Consider the following 18,171-nt stretch of genomic DNA (forward strand, 5'->3'; position numbering starts at 1 on the left):
TGCCAGTAGTTAGGCATCCAAAAAATTTCCTTAGCGTAGGGAATGTTTGCAGGGTGCGTCCTGTTGAACAGCTATAGAACGCAGAAGACTGACGGACATCCGTCGCCACCAGTTCTCCAGCAGGAGGATCAGACGAAGGGAGAAGCCTTGCGCTTCGAAATCATGCGACTCGACGACGTCGACGGCACCGCCGTGGACAGCACCGTCGTAGACGCCGCCTCCGTCAACCGGATCGTGCAGCAGGCCGCTTCGATCGGCCAGCGCATCTTGATCCGACCGGCCGAAACGACCGCCTCGTAAAGCTTGACGCCGCTTGTTACGCGCAGCGCGCCCCCGTACGGACGATCCGTACGGGGGCGCGCTGCGTCGGGCGCTCGCTCCAGCAGCGCGAACAAGCCCGCTCAGGAAGCCTTGATCACCTGGGTGACGCCGTTGATGATCTGCTGCACGGCGATCGCGGAGAGCATCATGCCCGCGAGCCTGGTCACCAGCACCACACCACCGTCCTTGATCAGCCGGATGATCAGCAGCGAGTTGCGCATGGTCAGCCAGAGCACCAGATGCATGGCCACGATCGCGGCCCACACCGAGACCTGCTCCTTGACGCTGTCCGCATGCTGCACGGCGAGGATGACCGAAACGATCGCTCCGGGCCCGGCGAGCAGCGGCATGCCCAGCGGTACGAGCGCGACATTGACGTCCTTCGTCTGCTGCGGCTCGTCCGTCTTGCCGGTCAGCAGGTCGAGCGCGATGAGCAGCAGGAGCAGACCGCCGGCGATCATCAGCGCGGGCACGGAGATGTGCAGATAGTCCAGGATCTGCTGGCCGAGAATGCCGAAGACGGTGATCACACCGAAGGCGACGGCCACCGCCTGCCAGGCCATCCGGCGCTGCACCTTGGCGGGCCGCCCGGAGGTGAGGGCGAGGAAGATCGGAGTGATCCCCGGGGGATCCATGATGACGAAAAGGGTCAGAAACAGAGAGCCGAAAACGGCAGCGTCAAACACAGTGAGGGCCTAGCGGGAGGAAGGGTCGGGCGGACGGACGAGGGGTTACGGGCGACGTCCGCCCGCGCCCGGCACCGGGAACGCGCCGGCCGCGCGTCGCGTGATCTCGCCGTAGATCTCCGGGTCGGTGGTGTACTCGCCGAGCCGGCAGGTCTTGCGGCTGCCGTGGTAGTCGCTGGAACCGGTGGCCAGCAGCCCGAGGTCGGCGGCGAGGCCGCGCAGCCGGGCCCGCGTCGGCTCGTCGTGGTCCATGTGGTCGACCTCGATGCCGTCGAGGCCCGCGGCGGCGAGCTCGGCTATCGCGGTCTCGGGCACGGTGCGGCCCCGCTGGACGGCGAGCGGATGCGCGAAGACGGTCACCCCGCCGGCCGCCTTGACCAGCCGGAGCGCGGTGAAGGGGTCGAGCTCGTGCTTGACGATATGGGCACGGCCGCCGTCGGCGATCCACTCCGGCGTGAAGGCGTCGGAGACGGTCGGCACGACGCCGAGCTCGACGAGCGCGGACGCGATGTGCGGGCGGCCGACCGAGCCGTCCCCGGCGATCCGGGCGACCTGCGCCCACTCGATGGGGACGCCCAGCTCCTGGAGCTTGGCCACCATTGCCTGGGCGCGCGGCACCCGGTCGTCCCGTACGAGTTCGCGCTCGCGCAGCAGCTCGGGCTCGTCCGCGTCGAAGAGATAGGCGAGCAGATGAAGGCTCACCCCGTCGAGACGGCAGGAGAGCTCGGCGCCCGTGACGAGGGTGAGGGACTCCGGGAGCGCGGCGATCGCCTCGGCGTGGCCGCGGGTGGTGTCGTGGTCGGTGAGCGCTACGACGTCGAGTCCGGCCGCGGCGGCGTTCCGCACCAGCTCGGCGGGGGTGTCCGTGCCGTCCGAGGCCGTGGAGTGGGTGTGCAGATCGATGCGCACGACGCGTGACTCCAGGGACGAGGGACGGACAGGGGACGGTCAAGTGTATCGGGGATTCGAACAGCCCCGGTTCGGCATCGTCGCGCCGCGCGCCCGCCCGAGCCCGACGCCGGATCACCGCGGGCGCGGCCCCGACCCGCTTCCGGTTCCGCCTCGGCTCAGTTCGGGCGCAGCCCCGGCTCGGTCGCTCCGCTCACGACAGCAGCCCCGGCTCGTCGCTCCGCTCACGACAGCAGCCGCGGCGACAGCGCCCCGCACGGCACCAGTTCGACCTCCGCGCCCGCGTCCCGCAGATCCGTCAGCACCAACTCGTCGTACATCAGCAGCCCGGACTGCTCGGGCCAGACGATCGCCCACAGCCACAGTCCCCTCGCCTCCCCTGCAAACACCGCGCGGTCGTCGGGCGCATCGGCCACATGCCACAGCGGGGTCGGGCGGCCGGCGGCGAGCACCTTTGCCTGCGGCGGCTTGTCGACGCAGATGTGCGGGCCCGGATCGGGCCCGTCGATTCCTGCGTAGCGCGCTCCGAGGCCGACCCCCAACTCCTCGGCGACCAGCAGCAGTTCACCTATGCCGCCGAGCGGCCCCGGTCCCGAGCAGGCGACGGCGGTCGCGCGACCGCCGCTGCGGTCGTCCCCCGCGTACGCGACACCGGTGAAGAGCCAGCCGACCGGCAGTGGCCAGGGCATCCAGACAGGGACTTTCGCGCGGTGCACGACCACGCTGAGGGCCTCAACGCTGGGCGGGATCACCGGCTGCAGCGGGTGCACGGCGCCGTGCACATCGCACTGCCAGGAGTCGGCAAAGAGACCGGGCGCCCTGACCCGGCCACCGCACTTCGGGCAACTGGGTTCGCCCCTCATAGCGCCCCACGGTCCTCCCCGGCCGTCGTCGCGTCAAGGACGATCACCCTTCCGGCGTGTGCCCTCACCACCCAAAACTAGATGCGACTTACATTCATTAGGCCGCCTAAATCGTTGCCGCCGATCGGCGCGGGCATCGCCCGGGCGGGGCGCGCCTCGCTGAGCCACGAGGCAACGGAGCATCAGCCCGTGCACGCCACCCAGGACAGCGTCTCGGTGTTCGCCAACTGACCTGATTCAGTCCAGAGTTACGGACCTGCGCAGCGGATCGCGCAGGTCCGTGCCGTGCGTCAGCCAGCGCTCCTGAAGCTCCTGCGCCCCGTGCACCCGCTTCCAGGCCGCCTCGTTCGACGTCATCGGCAGCAGTGGCAGAAAGCGCACCGGGTCCATCGGCTCGTCCAGCTCCAGGTCTTCGACAAGACCGCCCGGTTCGGCGACGAGGACGGAGCTGAACGGCGCGCCGGGCCACAGCGGATCGCCCACGTCCAGCGAGGCGCCGGGCGTCACGACGACGCCCTCGACCTGCGGGGACGCGGCGAGTACGGCCAGTGGTCGCAGCACCTTGTCGGTGTCGGCGAGCCCGGCCCGTACGGAAAGGACCAGCTCGGAGCGCGGCCCCTTGACGGGGTCGGCGAGAGCCGCGTTGGGGTCCGTCATCGGCTGAGCGGACATGCCCAGAGTGGCGTAGCGGACGATGTCACCGTCGCCGCCCCGGTCGAGGAACCGGAGCACCTCGATACGGTCCGTGCCGAGGAAGGTCACCGCGGCGCGCGCATCCGGTTCGCCGAGCGCCGTACGCAACCGGGCCTCGACCAGAGCAAGAACATCTTCCATGTCGCGAGCATAAAGCGCGTATGGAACGGGCAAAACAAGGGATTGACCCTCTGTCGGCTGATAGTCTTGGCCGCTGGTCGGGACAGGCACGCAGGTGGGGGGTACCCCCTGGCGGAGCTCTGGGGGAGTTGCTCTCAAGTCCCGACGACACGTCATCCCCCACGGGGGACCGGCCGGAGGAGGTGGGGCTGCGGTGGATCGAAGTCGACCGTGCAGTACCAACCGCTCTTCCGCACGGCACCTTTCCTCTGTGACCCGAGGCGTCTGAGGCCTTCCCGCACGGGGCCCACGGCTTTTCGCACTACGGAAGAGCACTTCGTTTTTGCCTGTCTGTAGCGAACCCCGTCACCGCGATCCCGCGGTGCCGCCCGCTTTGCGGACGTATGCATCACGTCCTCATTCCGGGCTGTGCCACGCCACTCGCCGACGGCCTCTCCGTGAAGGAGCCAGCCATGTCGATGATCCGTGACCTGCGCGCAGCGGTCCGTCCCGCACTGCGCAAGAGCAACGCCCCGTACAGCACGTACGACACCACCCGAGACCCCTCCGCCTCCAGCGCCGTCGTCGACTGCGCGGTTTACCGCGACGGGCAGCGGGTGGAGAGCGAGTCCTGCCAGACGCCGCACGAGGCCATGCTGCGGGTGCGCGAGGGCGGCGGCTTCGCATGGATCGGGCTGCATGAGCCGACGGAGGCGGAGTTCGCGGGAATCGCGGCGGAGTTCGGGCTGCACCCGCTGGCCGTGGAGGACGCGGTCCACGCCCACCAGCGGCCCAAGCTGGAGCGGTACGACGACACGCTGTTCACCGTCTTCAAGACGATCCATTACGTCGAGCACACGGAGCTCACGGCCACCAGTGAGGTCGTCGAGACCGGCGAAGTGATGTGCTTCACCGGACGGGACTTCGTCATCACGGTCCGGCACGGCGGCAAGGGTTCACTGCGTGCGCTGCGGCACAGCCTGCAGAAGGACGCGGAGTTGCTCGCCAAGGGGCCCTCGTCGGTGCTGCACGCCATCGCGGACCATGTGGTCGACGGGTACATCGCGGTGGCCGCGGCGGTGCAGGACGACATCGACGAAGTCGAGATCGACGTCTTCTCCGCACCGGCGAAGGGCAGCCCGCGCGGCAGTGACGCGGGCCGGATCTACCAGCTCAAGCGCGAGGTGCTGGAGTTCAAGCGGGCCGTGTCCCCGCTGCTGCGGCCGATGCAGCTGCTCAGCGAGCGGCCGATGCGGCTGGTCGACCCGGACATCCAGAAGTACTTCCGTGATGTGGCCGACCACCTTGCGCGTGTGCACGAGCAGGTCATCGGCTTCGACGAGCTGCTGAACTCCATCCTCCAGGCAAATCTGGCGCAGGCGACGGTCGCGCAGAACGAGGACATGCGCAAGATCACGTCCTGGGCGGCGATCATCGCGGTGCCGACGGCGGTCTGCGGGGTGTACGGCATGAACTTCACGTACATGCCGGAGCTGCACTGGAAGTACGGCTATCCCCTGGTGCTCACCAGCATCATCGGCGTCTGCCTCGTGATCCATCGCTCACTCAAGCGCAACGGCTGGCTGTAGCCGGGCGGGCGATAGGCTGCGCGCATGACAGATCAGGTGCTCTCGCAGGCGCTCATCGAGGAGGCCACGAAGAAGTCCGGCCTCATCTGGGTGCGCGGGGACGGTCCCTCGCGGCCGCTGTGGCACGTGTGGCACGAGGGCGCGGCGCATGTCGTCGGCGACTGCCCCGGCGAGCAGCCGCTGCCGCAGCTGGTGAGCGGCACTACGGCGGAAGTCACCGTGCGCAGCAAGGACAAGGGCGGCCGGCTGATCAGCTGGACGGCGGCCGTGAGCGAGCTGGAGCCGCACTCCGAGGCGTGGGAGTCGGTGGTCGCCGAACTGAAGGGCAAGCGACTGAACGCGCCGGACGCGGAGCAGATGACGGAGCGATGGGCGCGCGAGTGCCGGGTGCTGCGCCTCGAGCCGAAGGACGCGATCACGTCCCTGCCGGACGGGTCACTGGCGGCCGCGCCGCTGCCGACCCCGGCGACAACGCGCCACGCGGTACCGGCGGCGCTGCCGCGGCTTCTCCTTGCGCGCAAGAAGAAGCGCGCCCAGAAATAGAAATCCAGCCGGCCCGCACTACCCAGCCGTCCGCGGCACAACCAGCCCGTCCGGCGTTTGAGGACAAGCCCATCGGCGGGACGACCCGCACACTCAGCCCGTCCGGCGCTTGAAAACAAAACCCGGCCGCCGGACGCCCCCGGCCCCTCAGTCGTCGTCGCTGGTCTTAGGAAGCGCACGGCCATAATCCACCGTCTCCCCCTTCGACGGCGCCGCCAGCGCGAAGTCCTTGTCCCAGTCGCCCAGCGTCAGGACCCCCGCGCCCCCCGCACGGGCGAACTGCAGCGGAAACGGCTTGCCCTCCAGCGAGACGTCCAGCGTGCCGCCCGCCCCCTCGCCCGCCCTGACCTTGATCGTGCGGACGCCGCCCACCTGCGTCCGGTCGCCCTTGCTCAACTCGCCCTGCATGCCCAGCAGGCCGTCCAGCAGCACATCCATGTCCGTGAAGCCCCGGAACTGCTTGTACGCCGGGTCCCCCTCCGGCACCTTCACATACTTGGCGGCGAGCTTGCCCGCCACTTCCGCGTCCGTCTTGCTCGGCTTCTGTTCGCCCTTGCCGTCCGCATGGCTCCAGAAGCCCGCGTCGGCCTTCAGATAGAGCACGTTCCCGACCCGCAGCAGCTCGAAGGTGTTGTCCTTCGAGGTGACGGAGCCGGTGCCGCCGTCGTGCTTGAGCCGCATGTTCAGCTTGTACGTGCCGCCCTTGCTGACCAGCGTCCCGGAGAGCCGTACCGAGGAGGCCGCGTCCGCCGCCGCACGCGCCTTCGTCTCGATCTCGACGGCGGAGAGCTTGCCGACGCCGTTGGTCCCCGCGTCCGGGTCCTCGCCGCAAGCCGTGAGCGCCACGGTCAGCCCGGCGCACAGCGCCATGGAGAGCGCGGTCCTGCGGGCGCGGGAAGCCGGGGGGAGGGGAGTCACAAGCGCACTGCCTCTCGTCTGCGTGATCAGGTGGCAGACCGCAGCGTACCCGTGTGGCGCGCAACGATCTGCAGGGAGCCGTACGGACGCCAGCCAGGGGCGGGCCGGAAGGGTACGGGCTAGCCTGAAGCCGTCAAACGGCGGTATTTCCTGTCAAATTTCCCGGCGAAGAGGAGGTGCGGAGCATGGTTGCAGGCGCCCCCCGAATCTTTGTCTCGCACCTCGCCGGCATCCCCGTCTTCGACCCCAACGGCGACCAGGTCGGCCGGGTCCGCGACCTCGTCGCGATGCTCCGGGTCGGCCGCCGTCCGCCCCGGCTGCTCGGCATGGTCGTCGAGGTGGTCAGCCGCCGCCGGATCTTCCTGCCCATGACCCGGATCACGGGCGTCGAGTCCGGACAGGTCATCACCACCGGCGTGGTCAATATGCGCCGCTTCGAACAGCGCCCGACCGAACGGCTCGTCCTCGGCGAGCTGCTGGACCGGCGGGTACGCCTGGTGGAGAGCGGCGAGGAGGTCACGGTCCTTGATGTCTCGATCCAGCAGCTGCCCGCGCGCCGCGAATGGGAGATCGACAAGGTCTTCGTACGCAAGGGCAAGCCGGGGGCGCTGCGTCGCAAGGGCGAGACGCTGACCGTCGAGTGGTCCGCGGTGACCGGCTTCTCGCTGGAGGAGCACGGGCAGGGCGCCGAGAGCCTGCTTGCCACCTTCGAGCAGCTGCGCCCCGCCGACCTCGCCAATGTGCTGCACCACCTCTCCCCCAAGCGCCGCGCCGAGGTCGCGGCGGCTCTCGACGACGACCGGCTCGCCGACGTACTGGAGGAACTGCCGGACGACGACCAGATCGAGATCCTCGGCAAGCTCAAGGAGGAGCGCGCGGCGGACGTCCTGGAGGCCATGGACCCGGACGACGCGGCCGACCTGCTGTCCGAGCTGCCCGAGGATGACAAGGAAAGGCTGCTCGCACTGATGCGCCCGGACGACGCCGCGGACGTACGGCGGCTGTTGGCGTACGAGGACAACACGGCGGGCGGCATGATGACCACCGAGCCGATCGTGCTTCGCCCGGACGCCACGGTCGCCGACGCGCTGGCGCGCGTACGCCAGCAGGACCTCTCCCCCGCGCTCGCCGCGCAGGTCTATGTGTGCCGGCCGCCGGACGAGACGCCGACGGGCAAGTATCTGGGCACCGTGCACTTCCAGCGGCTGCTGCGGGACCCGCCGTACACGCTGTGCAGCTCAATCGTGGACAGCGATCTGCCGCCGCTCGCGCCGGGCAACGCGCTGCCCGCGGTCACCAGCTATCTCGCGGCGTACAACATGGTCGCGGCACCCGTCGTCGACGAGAGCGGTTCGCTGCTGGGGGCGGTGACCGTCGACGACGTACTCGACCATCTGCTGCCGCCGGACTGGCGCGAGACGGAGTTCCACGAGGAGGGTGCCCGCCATGGCCATTGACCGCACGGTGGAACGTCCTCCGCGGACCCGTCTCGACCAGCCGCGCGCGCCGCGGCCGAGGCTGCTGCCGGAGTACGACCCCGAGGCCTTCGGGCGGCTGTCCGAGCGGATCGCCCGCTTCCTGGGTACCGGGCGGTTCATCGTCTGGATGACGATCGTCATCATCATGTGGGTCGTCTGGAATGTCTCCGCCCCCGAGAAGCTGCGCTTCGACCAGTACCCGTTCATCTTTCTCACCCTGATGCTGTCGCTGCAGGCCTCGTACGCAGCCCCGCTGATCCTGCTGGCGCAGAACCGCCAGGCCGACCGGGACCGGGTCAATCTCGAACAGGACCGCAAGCAGAACGAGCGTTCCATCGCCGACACCGAGTACCTGACCCGGGAGATCGCGGCAGTGCGGATGCGCCTCGGCGAGGTCGCCACCCGCGACTGGATCCGCTCGGAGCTCCAAGACCTGGTCAGGGAGATGGAGGAGCAGCGCACCGTATTCCCGAACGGGCATCCGTACGGAAGTGACGAAGGCGACCGCTGACGGGCTTACCGGGGGCGGGAGGCAGCGCCGTACCATCTCCGTATGGCTACGGAAGACGCGGTGCTTGAAGCACTGGCGACGGTGAACGACCCCGAGATCAACCGACCGATCACCGACCTCGGCATGGTCAAATCGGTCGAGATCGGTGCGGACGGTGCGGTCGCCGTCACGGTGTATCTCACCGTCTCCGGCTGCCCGATGCGCGAGACGATCACCAAGAATGTGACGGATGCGGTCGCGCGCGTCGACGGCGTCACGCGCGTGGACGTCTCACTGGACGTGATGGGCGACGAGCAGCGGCGCGAGCTGGCGGCCTCACTGCGCGGCGGGACCGCCGAGCGCGAGGTGCCGTTCGCCAAGCCCGGCTCGCTGACCAGGGTGTACGCGGTGGCCTCGGGCAAGGGCGGCGTCGGCAAGTCCTCTGTCACGGTGAACCTGGCGGCGGCGATGGCGGCCGACGGCCTGAAGGTCGGCGTCGTCGACGCGGACATCTACGGGCACAGCGTGCCGCGCATGCTCGGCGCGGACGGCCGGCCGACCCAGGTCGAGAACATGATCATGCCGCCGTCGGCGCACGGCGTGAAGGTCATCTCGATCGGGATGTTCACCCCGGGCAACGCCCCGGTGGTGTGGCGCGGGCCGATGCTGCACCGCGCGCTCCAGCAGTTCCTCGCGGATGTGTACTGGGGCGACCTGGACGTGCTGCTGCTCGACCTGCCGCCGGGGACCGGCGACATCGCGATCTCGGTGGCGCAGCTCGTGCCGAACGCGGAGATCCTGGTGGTCACGACCCCGCAGCAGGCCGCTGCCGAGGTCGCCGAACGGGCCGGCTCGATCGCCGTACAGACCCACCAGAAGATCGTGGGCGTCGTCGAGAACATGGCGGGTCTGCCGTGCCCGCACTGCGACGAGATGGTCGATGTCTTCGGCACGGGTGGCGGCCAGCGGGTCGCCGAGGGGCTGACGAAGACGACCGGCGCGAATGTGCCGGTGCTGGGCTCCATCCCGATCGACGTACGGCTGCGGGAAGGCGGCGACGAGGGCAAGCCGGTCGTGCTGACCGATCCGGACTCACCGGCGGGCGCGGCACTGCGGGCGATCGCGGGCAAGCTCGGCGGGCGCCAGCGCGGTCTGTCGGGCATGTCCCTGGGGATCACCCCGCGCAACAAGTTCTGACGCTCACTGGGTGACGCGCGCCAAGTTCTGACTGGGCTCGGCCCCAGACCCTCCCCCACGTGGGGGACGCCCGGCGGGCGAACGGGGTCTGGGGCGAAGTCTCGGTCCGCGAAGGGGCGCGGGGCTCCGGGCAGGGTCCTCAGGCGTACGCGCCGAGGTCCTCCACCACCGAGAAGCCGAGACCGTACGCGCTCATCCCACGCCCGTAGGCGCCAATGTGCAGCCCGCCACGCGTCGACCCCGCCAGCACCCAGCCGAACTCCGACTCGCGGTAGTGGAACGACGTCGGCACACCGTCGACCGGCAGCGAGAGCGTCGACCAGGCCGGCCCGGCCAGATCGTCGGCGAGCTCGAACGCGGTCTCCGTCTGCTGGTTCAACCAGTGATCACGCAGTGAGTGGTCCAGCTGGGCGGGCCAGGTGTGGGCCAGCAGCCCCGAGCCGGCCAGCCAGGCCGCGGAGGAGACCGTGATGGCGTCCAGGACGCCCGTGCCGTCGCCGCTGCTGCGCACCGGGCCGGACGCCACGGTGATGACCGCCGCGAAGCGCTCCTTCTCCGCTCCGCCGGCTTCCGACCGTATCGACGGCTCTTCGCCGTGGCCCATCGCGCCGTGCTGCACCGTGCCGTCCGCCGCGGCGCCGACCTGCATCAGCCAACGCGGGCCGGTGAAGGCCTCGTCAAGGCCGTACCAGGGGAAACTCGCACGCAGATATCCCTCGAGCGCGCGCTGGGCCGCCGTCCCCGTCCGTGCCGCTGCGATCGTGCGCTGCCCGCCGGGCGCGGGGGAATCGCTGACCGTGCTCTGAGCCGCTAGTCGACTTCTCGTCTCCATCTACCCGGCCGCCTCCTCTGTGTCCGAGGTCCGGAGCGGACCCGCCCCCCTCGGGCGTCCTCGCGTCCTGACAGATGGAGAGAATAGCCACCCTGTCCCGTCTCGCAGGGATTGACGGTAATCAGGTGGCGTCTGCGTCGAAGGGCGGGCGCTCGTCCTGATCGAGCTTTTCGCGCTTCTTGAGCAGGTCGGGGGTGCCCGGCGAGCCGTTCACGGCGGCGGGCACGGACGTGTCCGATTCCCTGCTGTGCACCGCGTCCGCGACCTCGTTGATCTCCTTCTTGAGGTCGAAGCTGCTGCGCAGGTCCTTGAGTTCCTTGAGGTCGTCGTTCTCGTTCAGCTGCTTGCGGATGAACGCCTTGGGATTGAGGTCCTCGAACTCGAAATCCTTGAACTCCGGCCCCAGTTCGCTGCGGATGTCCTGCTTCGCGCTCTCGGAGAACTCGCGGATCTTCCGGATCGTGCGGGTGACGTCCTGGATGAGCTTCGGCAGTTTCTCCGGGCCGAAGATGAGCACGGCGAGCACCACGAGCGCCACCAGCTCAAGTGCGCCTATGTCATTGAACACCCTGCTGCTCCTCGTGTTCTCTGCGGCCCGCAGGTCGGATGGGGTCCGGGCCCGATCCACGGTACCCGCCGACACTGTCCGTGCGGTACCTTCCCCCGCCCGGGGGCCGGGACCTGCGTCAGGTGCCGCTTGCGCGTCATGTGCCGTTCGCGGAACCGAGCGTGAGCGTCATCTTCCGCTCCTTGCCGCCGCGGACCAGGGTCAGCTCGAGACGGTCGCCGGGGCGGTGCGAGCGGATCTTGACGATGAGCTCCTCGCCGCTGTGCACACGCTGGCCGTCGACCTTGGTGATGATGTCGCCCGGCTTGATACCGGCCTTCGCGCCGGGGCCGCCCCGGGTGACGGACGGGGCGCCGTCCTTGCCCTTGTCACCCACGCGGGCGCCGTCGCCCCTGTACTTCATGTCGAGGCTGACGCCGATCACCGGGTGGGTGGCCTTACCGGTGTTGATCAGCTCTTCGGCAACGCGCTTGCCCTGGTTGATGGGGATGGCGAAGCCGAGTCCGATGGAGCCGGCCTGGCCGCCCTCGGTGCCCGAGCCGGTGTCCGCGGCGCGGATCGCGCTGTTGATGCCGATGACGCGGGCCTTGGTGTCCACCAGCGGGCCGCCCGAATTGCCGGGGTTTATCGGTGCGTCGGTCTGCAGCGCGTCGACATAGCTGACATCGCTGCCGTCACCCTTCTCGCCGCCCGCGGTGATGGGGCGCTCCTTGGCGCTGATGATGCCGGAGGTCACGGTGTTCTGGAGGTCGAAGGGCGCGCCGATGGCCACCACCGGGTCGCCCACCTGGACGCTGTCGGAGTTGCCGAGCGGCAGCGGCTTGAGGCCCGAGACACCGGAGACCTTGACCACGGCGAGGTCGTAGCCGCTGTCCTTGCCGACGAGCGTCGCCTTGGCGGTCTCGCCGCCGCTGAAGGTGACCGAGATGTCGCCGGAGGAACCTGCGGGGTCGACGACATGGTTGTTGGTCAGGATGTGGCCCTGGTGGTCCAGGACGAAGCCGGTGCCGGTGCCCTGTTCGCCGCTGCCACTGACATGGAGGGTGACGACGCTCGGCAGCGCGCTGGCGGCGATGCCCGCGACGCTGTCGGGCGCGCGATTGCCGTCGTCCTTGGATGCCTGGGGGAGTTCGACTTGGGTGATGCCGCCGTTGCGTTCGATGTACGCGCCTATGCCGCCGCCGACGCTGCCCGCCACGAGGGCCAGCAGGACCCCTCCGACCAGCAGCGAGCCTCGCCGGCGCGGCTTCTTGCCGGGCTCGCCGGGGTGGGTCAGCACCTGGCCGGGTGTGCTCCAGGGGTCGTACTGCATCCAGAGCGAGGACTGCGGCTGGACCGGAGCCGCGGGCTGGGCCGGAGCCGCGCCGACCGGCTGGGGCTGGGGCGGCGGGGCGTAACCGCCGCCGGTGGCATCCGCACCCGGCGCCGTGCCGTGGGGCGCCGGGTACTGCGGCGGTACGACAGTGCCGTGCGCCGGGGTCGCCATCGGTCGCTGTACGGGCGGCGCGGGCGCCCACGGCCCGGGTCCGCCGTACGGCGGGGTGCTGTACTCGTCCGGCTCATGCAACGGCTGCGGCCTTGCCGGCGCAGACGTGACCGGCGTAGACGTGACCGGCGCAGAGGTGGCCGGCGCAGAGGTGGCCGCCGCGGTCAAGGCTGACGTGGCCTGCGCAGACGTCGAGGCGGGCGTGGGCGGCAGCTCCGCCGTCACCTCGGATGTCGCGGACTCCTCGGACTCCGCGGCATCCGCCTGCGCCGGAACGGGCACCGGCGCAGGCTCCGGCGAAGGTTCGGCCACGGCGGCCGCCACCGGCTCCTGCACCTCCGGCTCGGAGTGTGGGGCACGTCCCGCACTGGGCCGGCTCCACCACTTCGCCTTCGGTCCGGTGGGCTTCCCGTCGTCCATGCTCTCCCCGCAAACTGCCGACCACTGCGTACCCCCGCGGGGCACCCCTCAGAGGATTCAACCAGGTCCCTGAATCTCCGTGCAGGGTCCCTCTCAGCGCTGGGGCGAGCGGGACGCACCAGGCTTGGCCGGGGCAGCGAGATATGAGGGGACCGGAGTGGCGGCGGGGGCGGACACGGGGGCGGTCGCAAGCTGGAACGCCGCGCTCGTGGGACGTATCAGCGGCGGGGAGAAGGAGGCGTTGGTCAGCAGCGGAGCGACGAAGGGATGGTTCGGCGGCACCGCCGGAGCCAGCAGTCCGGGCGCCCCGGCGATCACTGGGCGGTTGTCCGACCTGGCCAGGCCGCTCCCCCCGCTGCGGCGGCGCTCGACATCCGCGCTCCGGAGGCCCGTCGCGCCGTTGCCCGATCCGGAGTTGGAGCCGCCGACACCCGTGGTCGGGGCGGCCGCGCGCAGTGGCGTGACGCTGTTCCGCGACCCCTCGCTTCTGGGGCCGGCCTGGACCGATGTGTCCAGCGGCAGCGCGCCGAGGGCGATCGCGGCGAAGGAGACCGCGCTGGCCGCGGCGAAAGCGAACCTCCGCCCGCGCCAGGGGGAGCGCTCCGCTTCCGCACGCCCCACGTCATGGATCCGGTAGCCACTGCCCGGACCGCCGGGAAGCATTCCCGCGTGCGCCCCCGCCGGTACGTACCCGAACGTCCCCGTGCGGGGGTCGCGGCCTCGTCCCGCGGATGGGCTCAGCGCTCCGAAGACGCCGTCGGCGGTTCGCCCCCCGCCGAAAGGTTCACCCCTGCCGTCATCGTCACCTCCGGGTCCCGCGGGCAGCCCCTGGAGCCGCGCGAGCAGCCCCTCGGACGGGGGCGGCGGCGCGGTCTGCGCGAAGACGCTCTTCACCCGGCGCTGTGCGTCGGCCTCGGCCTTGCACTTGGGACAGGTCGCCAGATGAGCCAGCACCCGGTCCCGGGCATCGTGTTTGAGCTCGCCGTCGATAAGCGCAGCGAGCCGGTCCCCCAAGTGCTGCTCCGCAGGGGTCGGGCCTGAGCCGCTCACGCCGGTCCGCCCTCCAGTGCCAGGCCGACCGCACCCGTCAGTGTGCGCTGCTCGGCGCGGGCCTCCGGGGAACGGTGCTGCAGGGCCTTGCGCAGGTGGGACCGGCCGCGGTGGATGCGGCTGCGGACGGTACCGAGCTTGACGCCCAGGGTGGCGGCGATCTCCTCGTACGAAAGGCCCTCGATGTCGCAGAGCACCACGGCGGCACGGAACTCGGGCGCGAGCGTGTCCAGCGCCTGCTGCACATCGGCGTCGAAGTGGGTGTCGTTGAAGACCTGCTGCGGAGACGGCTCACGGCTGGGCAGCCGCTCGGCCGCGTCGTCGCCGAGAGCGTCGAAGCGGATGCGCTGCTTGCGCCGGACCATGTCCAGGAAGAGGTTCGTGGTGATGCGGTGCAGCCAGCCCTCGAAGGTGCCGGGTGTGTACGTCGACAGGGAGCGGAAGACGCGTACGAAGACTTCCTGGGTGAGGTCCTCGGCGTCGTGCTGATTGCCCGTCAGTCGATAGGCGAGTCGGTAGACCCGGCCGCTGTGCGTGCTGACGATCTCCTCCCAGGTGGGAGGCGTCCACGCCGGCGAGTCCGCATCCGATGCGAAGGTCGCGGTAGCTGCCGAGTCGTCGTAGGAGGCACCTCCCACGCCCTTGGGGCCGTGGGAGAGGGACTGGTCAGCAATGTAGGTCACGGATCTCGGCTCACCCACCGACCTGAGGAAGCGCTTCAGCGCTCCTCTCCGATCCGCAGGTGCAGCCGCACCTCCCCTGTCGGCTCTGGTGGTGTCCAGCGGAGCCCCTACCATAGCCACCTCGCCCGTTAGCTCCGGATAAGAATCTTTACGCGAATTTGGGTGCTGCTTCCGGTCTTGATCCATGCGCTTCCCCCCGTCCTTCCATAACGCCTGGTCCCATCGGCGGGTTCCCGGGTGCAGCGGATACAGTCAGCCTCGGCAACCTAGGGGGACAGGAGAGGGCCATTACAGCCAACCGGCAGACGAGCTGGGCGTTCGCCGACGCCTTTGTCGCCGAGGACGATGCGCTGCGCTGGGCCCGGGACCGGGCCCGGGAGTCAGGGCTCCCCTCGGTGTCACCAGGCACGGGCGCCGCGCTGCGACTGCTGGCCGCCACGGCTGACGCGAAAGCAGTGGCCGAAATCGGTACGGGTACGGGTGTCTCCGGGATCTATCTGCTGCACGGCATGCGGCCCGACGGCGTACTGACCACGGTGGACCCGGAGCCGGAGCGGCAGCAGTTCGCGAAGGAGGCCTTCCGGGCGGCGGGCTTCGCGGCGAACCGGGCGCGGTTCATCCCCGGCCGCGCCCTCGACGTACTTCCGCGCTTGGCGGACGGCGGGTACGACCTCGTCTTCTGCGACGGCGACCGGATGGAGTCGCTGGACTATCTCGCTGAATCGTTGCGCCTGCTGCGACCTGGGGGCCTGGTCTGCTTCGAGGGCGTTTTCGCGGACGGCCGCACGGTCGACTCGGCGGCCCAGCCGGCGGAGGTGCTGCGCCTGCGTGAACTGCTGCGCGCGGTCCGGGAGAGCCAGGAACTGCTCCCCTCCCTGCTCCCGGTGGGCGACGGCCTCCTCTGCGCGGTCCGCCGCGGCTGACGCCGCCGCGCTCGGCGGACGGCGTACGGCTCGCCCGGGGCGCCCCGCCGCGGGCCTCCCGAAAAACACATCGCCCCGGCACGTCGCGGTACCGGGGCAATGAGAAATCAGGGCGCTTCCGCGTCAGCCGACGACCTTCTTCAGGGCGTCGCCGAGGGCATCGGCTTCGTCCGGAGTCAGCTCGACGACAAGCCGACCGCCGCCTTCGAGCGGAACGCGCATGACGATGCCCCGCCCCTCCTTGGTCACCTCGAGCGGGCCGTCGCCCGTCCGCGGCTTCATGGCCGCCATGCTCGTTCCCCTTCCTGAAACCAGCTCATCGTCAGCCGACGGCCCATGGATAGGCACGCGTCCCGGCATCGAACACATTGCTTCCAGGTCATTATCCCGCATGGCGGGACCCGATGACCAACATCAGTCGGCATCGCTTGCGCAACGCGCTCTCGCAAAACCACTCAATTCGGCGATCCGCCTGCGATACTTCGCCGCCGCGCGCAGGAGCGGCGGCGAATATTGTTTGACGCAGGTCACATGTTCGCCCTCGTCGATCTCCGACATGCTGGGCCTGCACACCACCGCCCGAGCCGCAAAGGGGACTCTGACATGGCCGACTCCGTGCTGTACGAGGTGAGCGACGGACTCGCGACGATCACGATCAACCGGCCCGAGGCCATGAACGCGATGAACACCGAGGCCAAGGTCGCCCTCCGGGACTCGGCACGGGCGGCAGCCGCCGACCCCTCCGTACGAGCCGTACTGCTCACCGCGTCCGGGCGCGCCTTCTGTGTGGGCCAGGACCTCAAGGAGCACATCGGCATCCTCGCCGCCGCCCGCGAGTCCGGCAGCGGCGACACCATGAACACCGTGCGGGAGCACTACAACCCCATCGTGCGGGCGCTGACCGAGATGCCGAAGCCGGTCGTGGCCGGGGTCAACGGCGTCGCCGCCGGCGCGGGCCTCGGCTTCGCCCTCGCCGCGGACTACCGGGTCGTCGCCGATACCGCCAAGTTCACGACGTCCTTCGCGGGCGTCGCGCTGACCGCGGACTCCGGGGTGTCGTGGACGCTGCCCCGGCTGATCGGCCAGAGCCGGGCCGCGGACCTGCTGCTCTTCCCGCGCTCGTTCTCCGCGCAGGAGGCGTTCGAGCTGGGCATCGCGAACAAGCTGGTCCCCGCCGACGAGCTGGCCGCCGAGGCCGCCGCGGTCGCCCGCGCCCTGGCCGAGGGGCCGACCGTCGCCTATGCGGCGATCAAGGAGTCCCTGGCCTACGGCGCGGGTCACACGCTCGGCGAGACCCTTGAGAAGGAGGACGAGCTGCAGACGAGGGCGGGTGCTTCTGCGGACCACGCGATCGCGGTCCAGGCGTTCGTCGGCAAGGAGCAGCCGAAGTACCTGGGCCGCTAGCGGCCCTTCCCGCGGGCGATGCAGTCGCTCAGATGGTCGTCCACGAGGCCGCACGCCTGCATCAGCGCATACGCCGTGGTGGGCCCGATGAAGCGCAGTCCGCGCTTCTTGAGTGCCTTCGCCAGCGCAGTGGACTCGTCGCTCACCGGAGGTACGTCGGCGAGCGTGCGCGGCGCCGGCCGCGTCGCCGCGTCAGGGGCGTACGACCAGATCAGCTTGTCCAGCTCGCCGGCGGACCAGCCGGCGAGCACGCGCGCGTTGGCGAGGGTCGCCTCGATCTTGGCGCGGTTGCGGATGATCCCCTCGTCGGCGAGGAGGCGGTCCCGGTCGGCGTCGGTGTACTCCGCCACGGCTGCGATCTTGAAGTCGTCGAAGGCGGTACGGAAACCTTCCCGGCGGCGCAGAATGGTGATCCAGGACAGACCGGACTGGAAGGCCTCCAGGCAAAGGCGCTCGAACAGCGCGTCGTCGCCGTGGACCGGGCGGCCCCACTCCTCGTCGTGGTACGTCACATAGTCGTCGGTGGACAGGCCCCAGGGGCAGCGCAGCTTCCCGTCGGGACCGGCCACGGCGCCGGCGCTCACTGCTCGGGCTCCTTGCCGGGCTTGGTGAACAGGTCGCCGCGGCCCCTCGCGGTGGCCTGCGCGCCGGCCAGAGCCGTCTGCAGTTCGGCGATGCGGGCGTCCCGCTCGGCCAGCTCGGCGCCGAGGCGGCCGAGCACGTCGTCGACGTCCGCCATCCGGTAGCCGCGCGGGGCGACGGGCAGGCGAAGCGCCTCGACATCCGCGCGGCCGACGGGGCGGGTGCCCGGCAGTGGGTCGACGAGCTGCTCGGGCGCGACCTCCGGAAGGGCCGCGCTGTCGCCGCCGCCGACGACGGCGAGCGTGACCGCGGCGACCACCACGACCATCGCGATCAGCAAGAACAAGAACACGAGCGACCCTCTCCCCGAACGGAAACTGTCCGGTGCTGATCGTGCCACGACCCTCTGACAGTTA

Annotated in this window: 23 protein-coding genes; 9 read left to right on the forward strand and 14 right to left on the reverse strand. The window is 70.1% G+C overall.

Translation table 11 applies throughout. The features are described from left to right. Positions 1–147: 147 nt before the first annotated feature. Positions 148–300, forward strand: a complete 153-nt coding sequence (locus tag OG729_RS13790; RefSeq protein WP_360873596.1) for a hypothetical protein — start codon at positions 148–150, stop codon at positions 298–300. A 101-nt stretch (positions 301–401) separates the two neighbouring features. Here OG729_RS13790 and OG729_RS13795 read toward each other — a convergent pair whose 3' ends face one another. The 3 genes from OG729_RS13795 to OG729_RS13805 all read right to left on the reverse strand — a co-directional run bounded on the left by OG729_RS13795 (position 402) and on the right by OG729_RS13805 (position 2,779). Next, positions 402–1,007, reverse strand: a complete 606-nt coding sequence (locus tag OG729_RS13795; RefSeq protein WP_360873599.1) for a MarC family protein — start codon at positions 1,005–1,007, stop codon at positions 402–404. 45 nt (positions 1,008–1,052) lie between these two features. Next, a complete protein-coding gene (locus tag OG729_RS13800) occupies positions 1,053–1,916 on the reverse strand; it encodes a PHP domain-containing protein (protein WP_405806276.1) in 864 nt (287 codons plus the stop codon). A gap of 224 nt (positions 1,917–2,140) precedes the next feature. Next, the gene (locus OG729_RS13805) at positions 2,141–2,779 is read right to left on the reverse strand and encodes a DUF6758 family protein (RefSeq protein ID WP_360873605.1); all 639 of its coding nucleotides are present in this window, start codon (positions 2,777–2,779) and stop codon (positions 2,141–2,143) included. An 81-nt stretch (positions 2,780–2,860) separates the two neighbouring features. On the opposite strand from OG729_RS13805, the gene OG729_RS13810 reads away from it, so the two are divergent. After that, positions 2,861–3,010, forward strand: coding sequence for a hypothetical protein (locus tag OG729_RS13810; protein WP_405806278.1), 150 nt, complete (start codon positions 2,861–2,863; stop codon positions 3,008–3,010). A gap of 6 nt (positions 3,011–3,016) precedes the next feature. Here OG729_RS13810 and OG729_RS13815 read toward each other — a convergent pair whose 3' ends face one another. Then, complete coding sequence (locus tag OG729_RS13815; RefSeq protein WP_405806280.1) at positions 3,017–3,613, reverse strand: suppressor of fused domain protein; 597 nt, start codon at positions 3,611–3,613, stop codon at positions 3,017–3,019. Positions 3,614–4,065: 452 nt separating this feature from the next. On the opposite strand from OG729_RS13815, the gene OG729_RS13820 reads away from it, so the two are divergent. Both OG729_RS13820 and OG729_RS13825 read left to right on the forward strand, forming a co-directional pair. Next, positions 4,066–5,181 (forward strand): magnesium and cobalt transport protein CorA, encoded by a 1,116-nt coding sequence (locus tag OG729_RS13820; protein WP_360873610.1) that lies wholly within the window; start codon positions 4,066–4,068, stop codon positions 5,179–5,181. Positions 5,182–5,205: 24 nt separating this feature from the next. Further along, entirely contained in the window at positions 5,206–5,724 is a 519-nt protein-coding gene (locus OG729_RS13825) for a hypothetical protein (RefSeq protein ID WP_405806281.1), read from the forward strand. 147 nt (positions 5,725–5,871) lie between these two features. Here OG729_RS13825 and OG729_RS13830 read toward each other — a convergent pair whose 3' ends face one another. Further along, on the reverse strand, positions 5,872–6,642 hold the full coding sequence (locus tag OG729_RS13830) for a hypothetical protein (RefSeq protein ID WP_360873616.1): 771 nt from the start codon (positions 6,640–6,642) through the stop codon (positions 5,872–5,874). 185 nt (positions 6,643–6,827) lie between these two features. Between OG729_RS13830 and OG729_RS13835 the strand changes: the two genes are divergently transcribed. From OG729_RS13835 to OG729_RS13845, 3 genes are read left to right on the forward strand one after another with little or no spacing between them, the layout of a single operon-like run. Next, positions 6,828–8,099: a magnesium transporter MgtE N-terminal domain-containing protein gene (locus OG729_RS13835; RefSeq protein WP_405806283.1), complete on the forward strand. Its 1,272-nt coding sequence runs from the start codon at positions 6,828–6,830 to the stop codon at positions 8,097–8,099. Further along, positions 8,089–8,631, forward strand: a complete 543-nt coding sequence (locus OG729_RS13840; RefSeq protein WP_360873622.1) for a DUF1003 domain-containing protein — start codon at positions 8,089–8,091, stop codon at positions 8,629–8,631. Before OG729_RS13835 ends, OG729_RS13840 begins: the two co-directional genes overlap by 11 nt. A 42-nt stretch (positions 8,632–8,673) precedes the next feature. Then, entirely contained in the window at positions 8,674–9,807 is a 1,134-nt protein-coding gene (locus tag OG729_RS13845; protein WP_360873625.1) for an Mrp/NBP35 family ATP-binding protein, read from the forward strand. Between the two features lie 139 nt (positions 9,808–9,946). Here the strand turns inward: OG729_RS13845 and OG729_RS13850 are convergent, their stop codons facing one another. The 5 genes from OG729_RS13850 to sigE all read right to left on the reverse strand — a co-directional run bounded on the left by OG729_RS13850 (position 9,947) and on the right by sigE (position 14,960). Beyond that, complete coding sequence (locus OG729_RS13850) at positions 9,947–10,639, reverse strand: hypothetical protein (protein WP_360873628.1); 693 nt, start codon at positions 10,637–10,639, stop codon at positions 9,947–9,949. Positions 10,640–10,760: 121 nt separating this feature from the next. Next, positions 10,761–11,207, reverse strand: coding sequence for a sec-independent translocase (locus tag OG729_RS13855; protein WP_404724246.1), 447 nt, complete (start codon positions 11,205–11,207; stop codon positions 10,761–10,763). A gap of 136 nt (positions 11,208–11,343) precedes the next feature. Next, entirely contained in the window at positions 11,344–13,113 is a 1,770-nt protein-coding gene (locus tag OG729_RS13860; protein ID WP_405806285.1) for a trypsin-like peptidase domain-containing protein, read from the reverse strand. Between the two features lie 93 nt (positions 13,114–13,206). Further along, positions 13,207–14,163 carry a zf-HC2 domain-containing protein gene (locus tag OG729_RS13865; protein ID WP_405806286.1) on the reverse strand — a complete coding sequence of 319 codons (957 nt, stop codon included), beginning with the start codon at positions 14,161–14,163 and terminating at the stop codon, positions 13,207–13,209. Beyond that, positions 14,160–14,960 (reverse strand): RNA polymerase sigma factor SigE, encoded by an 801-nt coding sequence (gene sigE, locus OG729_RS13870; RefSeq protein WP_360873642.1) that lies wholly within the window; start codon positions 14,958–14,960, stop codon positions 14,160–14,162. The genes OG729_RS13865 and sigE overlap by 4 nt, the downstream gene beginning before the upstream one ends. Positions 14,961–15,067: 107 nt before the next feature. Here sigE and OG729_RS13875 point away from each other — a divergent pair, with 107 nt between their 5' ends. Further along, positions 15,068–15,769: an O-methyltransferase gene (locus OG729_RS13875; protein ID WP_360873696.1), complete on the forward strand. Its 702-nt coding sequence runs from the start codon at positions 15,068–15,070 to the stop codon at positions 15,767–15,769. A gap of 123 nt (positions 15,770–15,892) precedes the next feature. On the opposite strand, the gene OG729_RS13880 is transcribed toward OG729_RS13875, so the two are convergent. Next, entirely contained in the window at positions 15,893–16,060 is a 168-nt protein-coding gene (locus tag OG729_RS13880; protein ID WP_003966491.1) for a DUF3117 domain-containing protein, read from the reverse strand. A gap of 123 nt (positions 16,061–16,183) precedes the next feature. Then, entirely contained in the window at positions 16,184–16,327 is a 144-nt protein-coding gene (locus tag OG729_RS13885; protein ID WP_360873645.1) for a hypothetical protein, read from the reverse strand. A gap of 45 nt (positions 16,328–16,372) precedes the next feature. Between OG729_RS13885 and OG729_RS13890 the strand changes: the two genes are divergently transcribed. Then, the gene (locus OG729_RS13890; protein ID WP_360873648.1) at positions 16,373–17,173 is read left to right on the forward strand and encodes an enoyl-CoA hydratase-related protein; all 801 of its coding nucleotides are present in this window, start codon (positions 16,373–16,375) and stop codon (positions 17,171–17,173) included. Here the strand turns inward: OG729_RS13890 and OG729_RS13895 are convergent. Beyond that, complete coding sequence (locus OG729_RS13895) at positions 17,170–17,757, reverse strand: DNA-3-methyladenine glycosylase I (protein WP_405806289.1); 588 nt, start codon at positions 17,755–17,757, stop codon at positions 17,170–17,172. The genes OG729_RS13890 and OG729_RS13895 overlap by 4 nt on opposite strands. After that, positions 17,754–18,107, reverse strand: a complete 354-nt coding sequence (locus OG729_RS13900) for a DivIVA domain-containing protein (protein ID WP_360873654.1) — start codon at positions 18,105–18,107, stop codon at positions 17,754–17,756. Before OG729_RS13900 ends, OG729_RS13895 begins: the two co-directional genes overlap by 4 nt. Positions 18,108–18,171 lie beyond the last annotated feature (64 nt).

Source organism: Streptomyces sp. NBC_00210 (assembly GCF_045160975.1).
Lineage (GTDB): Bacteria > Actinomycetota > Actinomycetes > Streptomycetales > Streptomycetaceae > Streptomyces.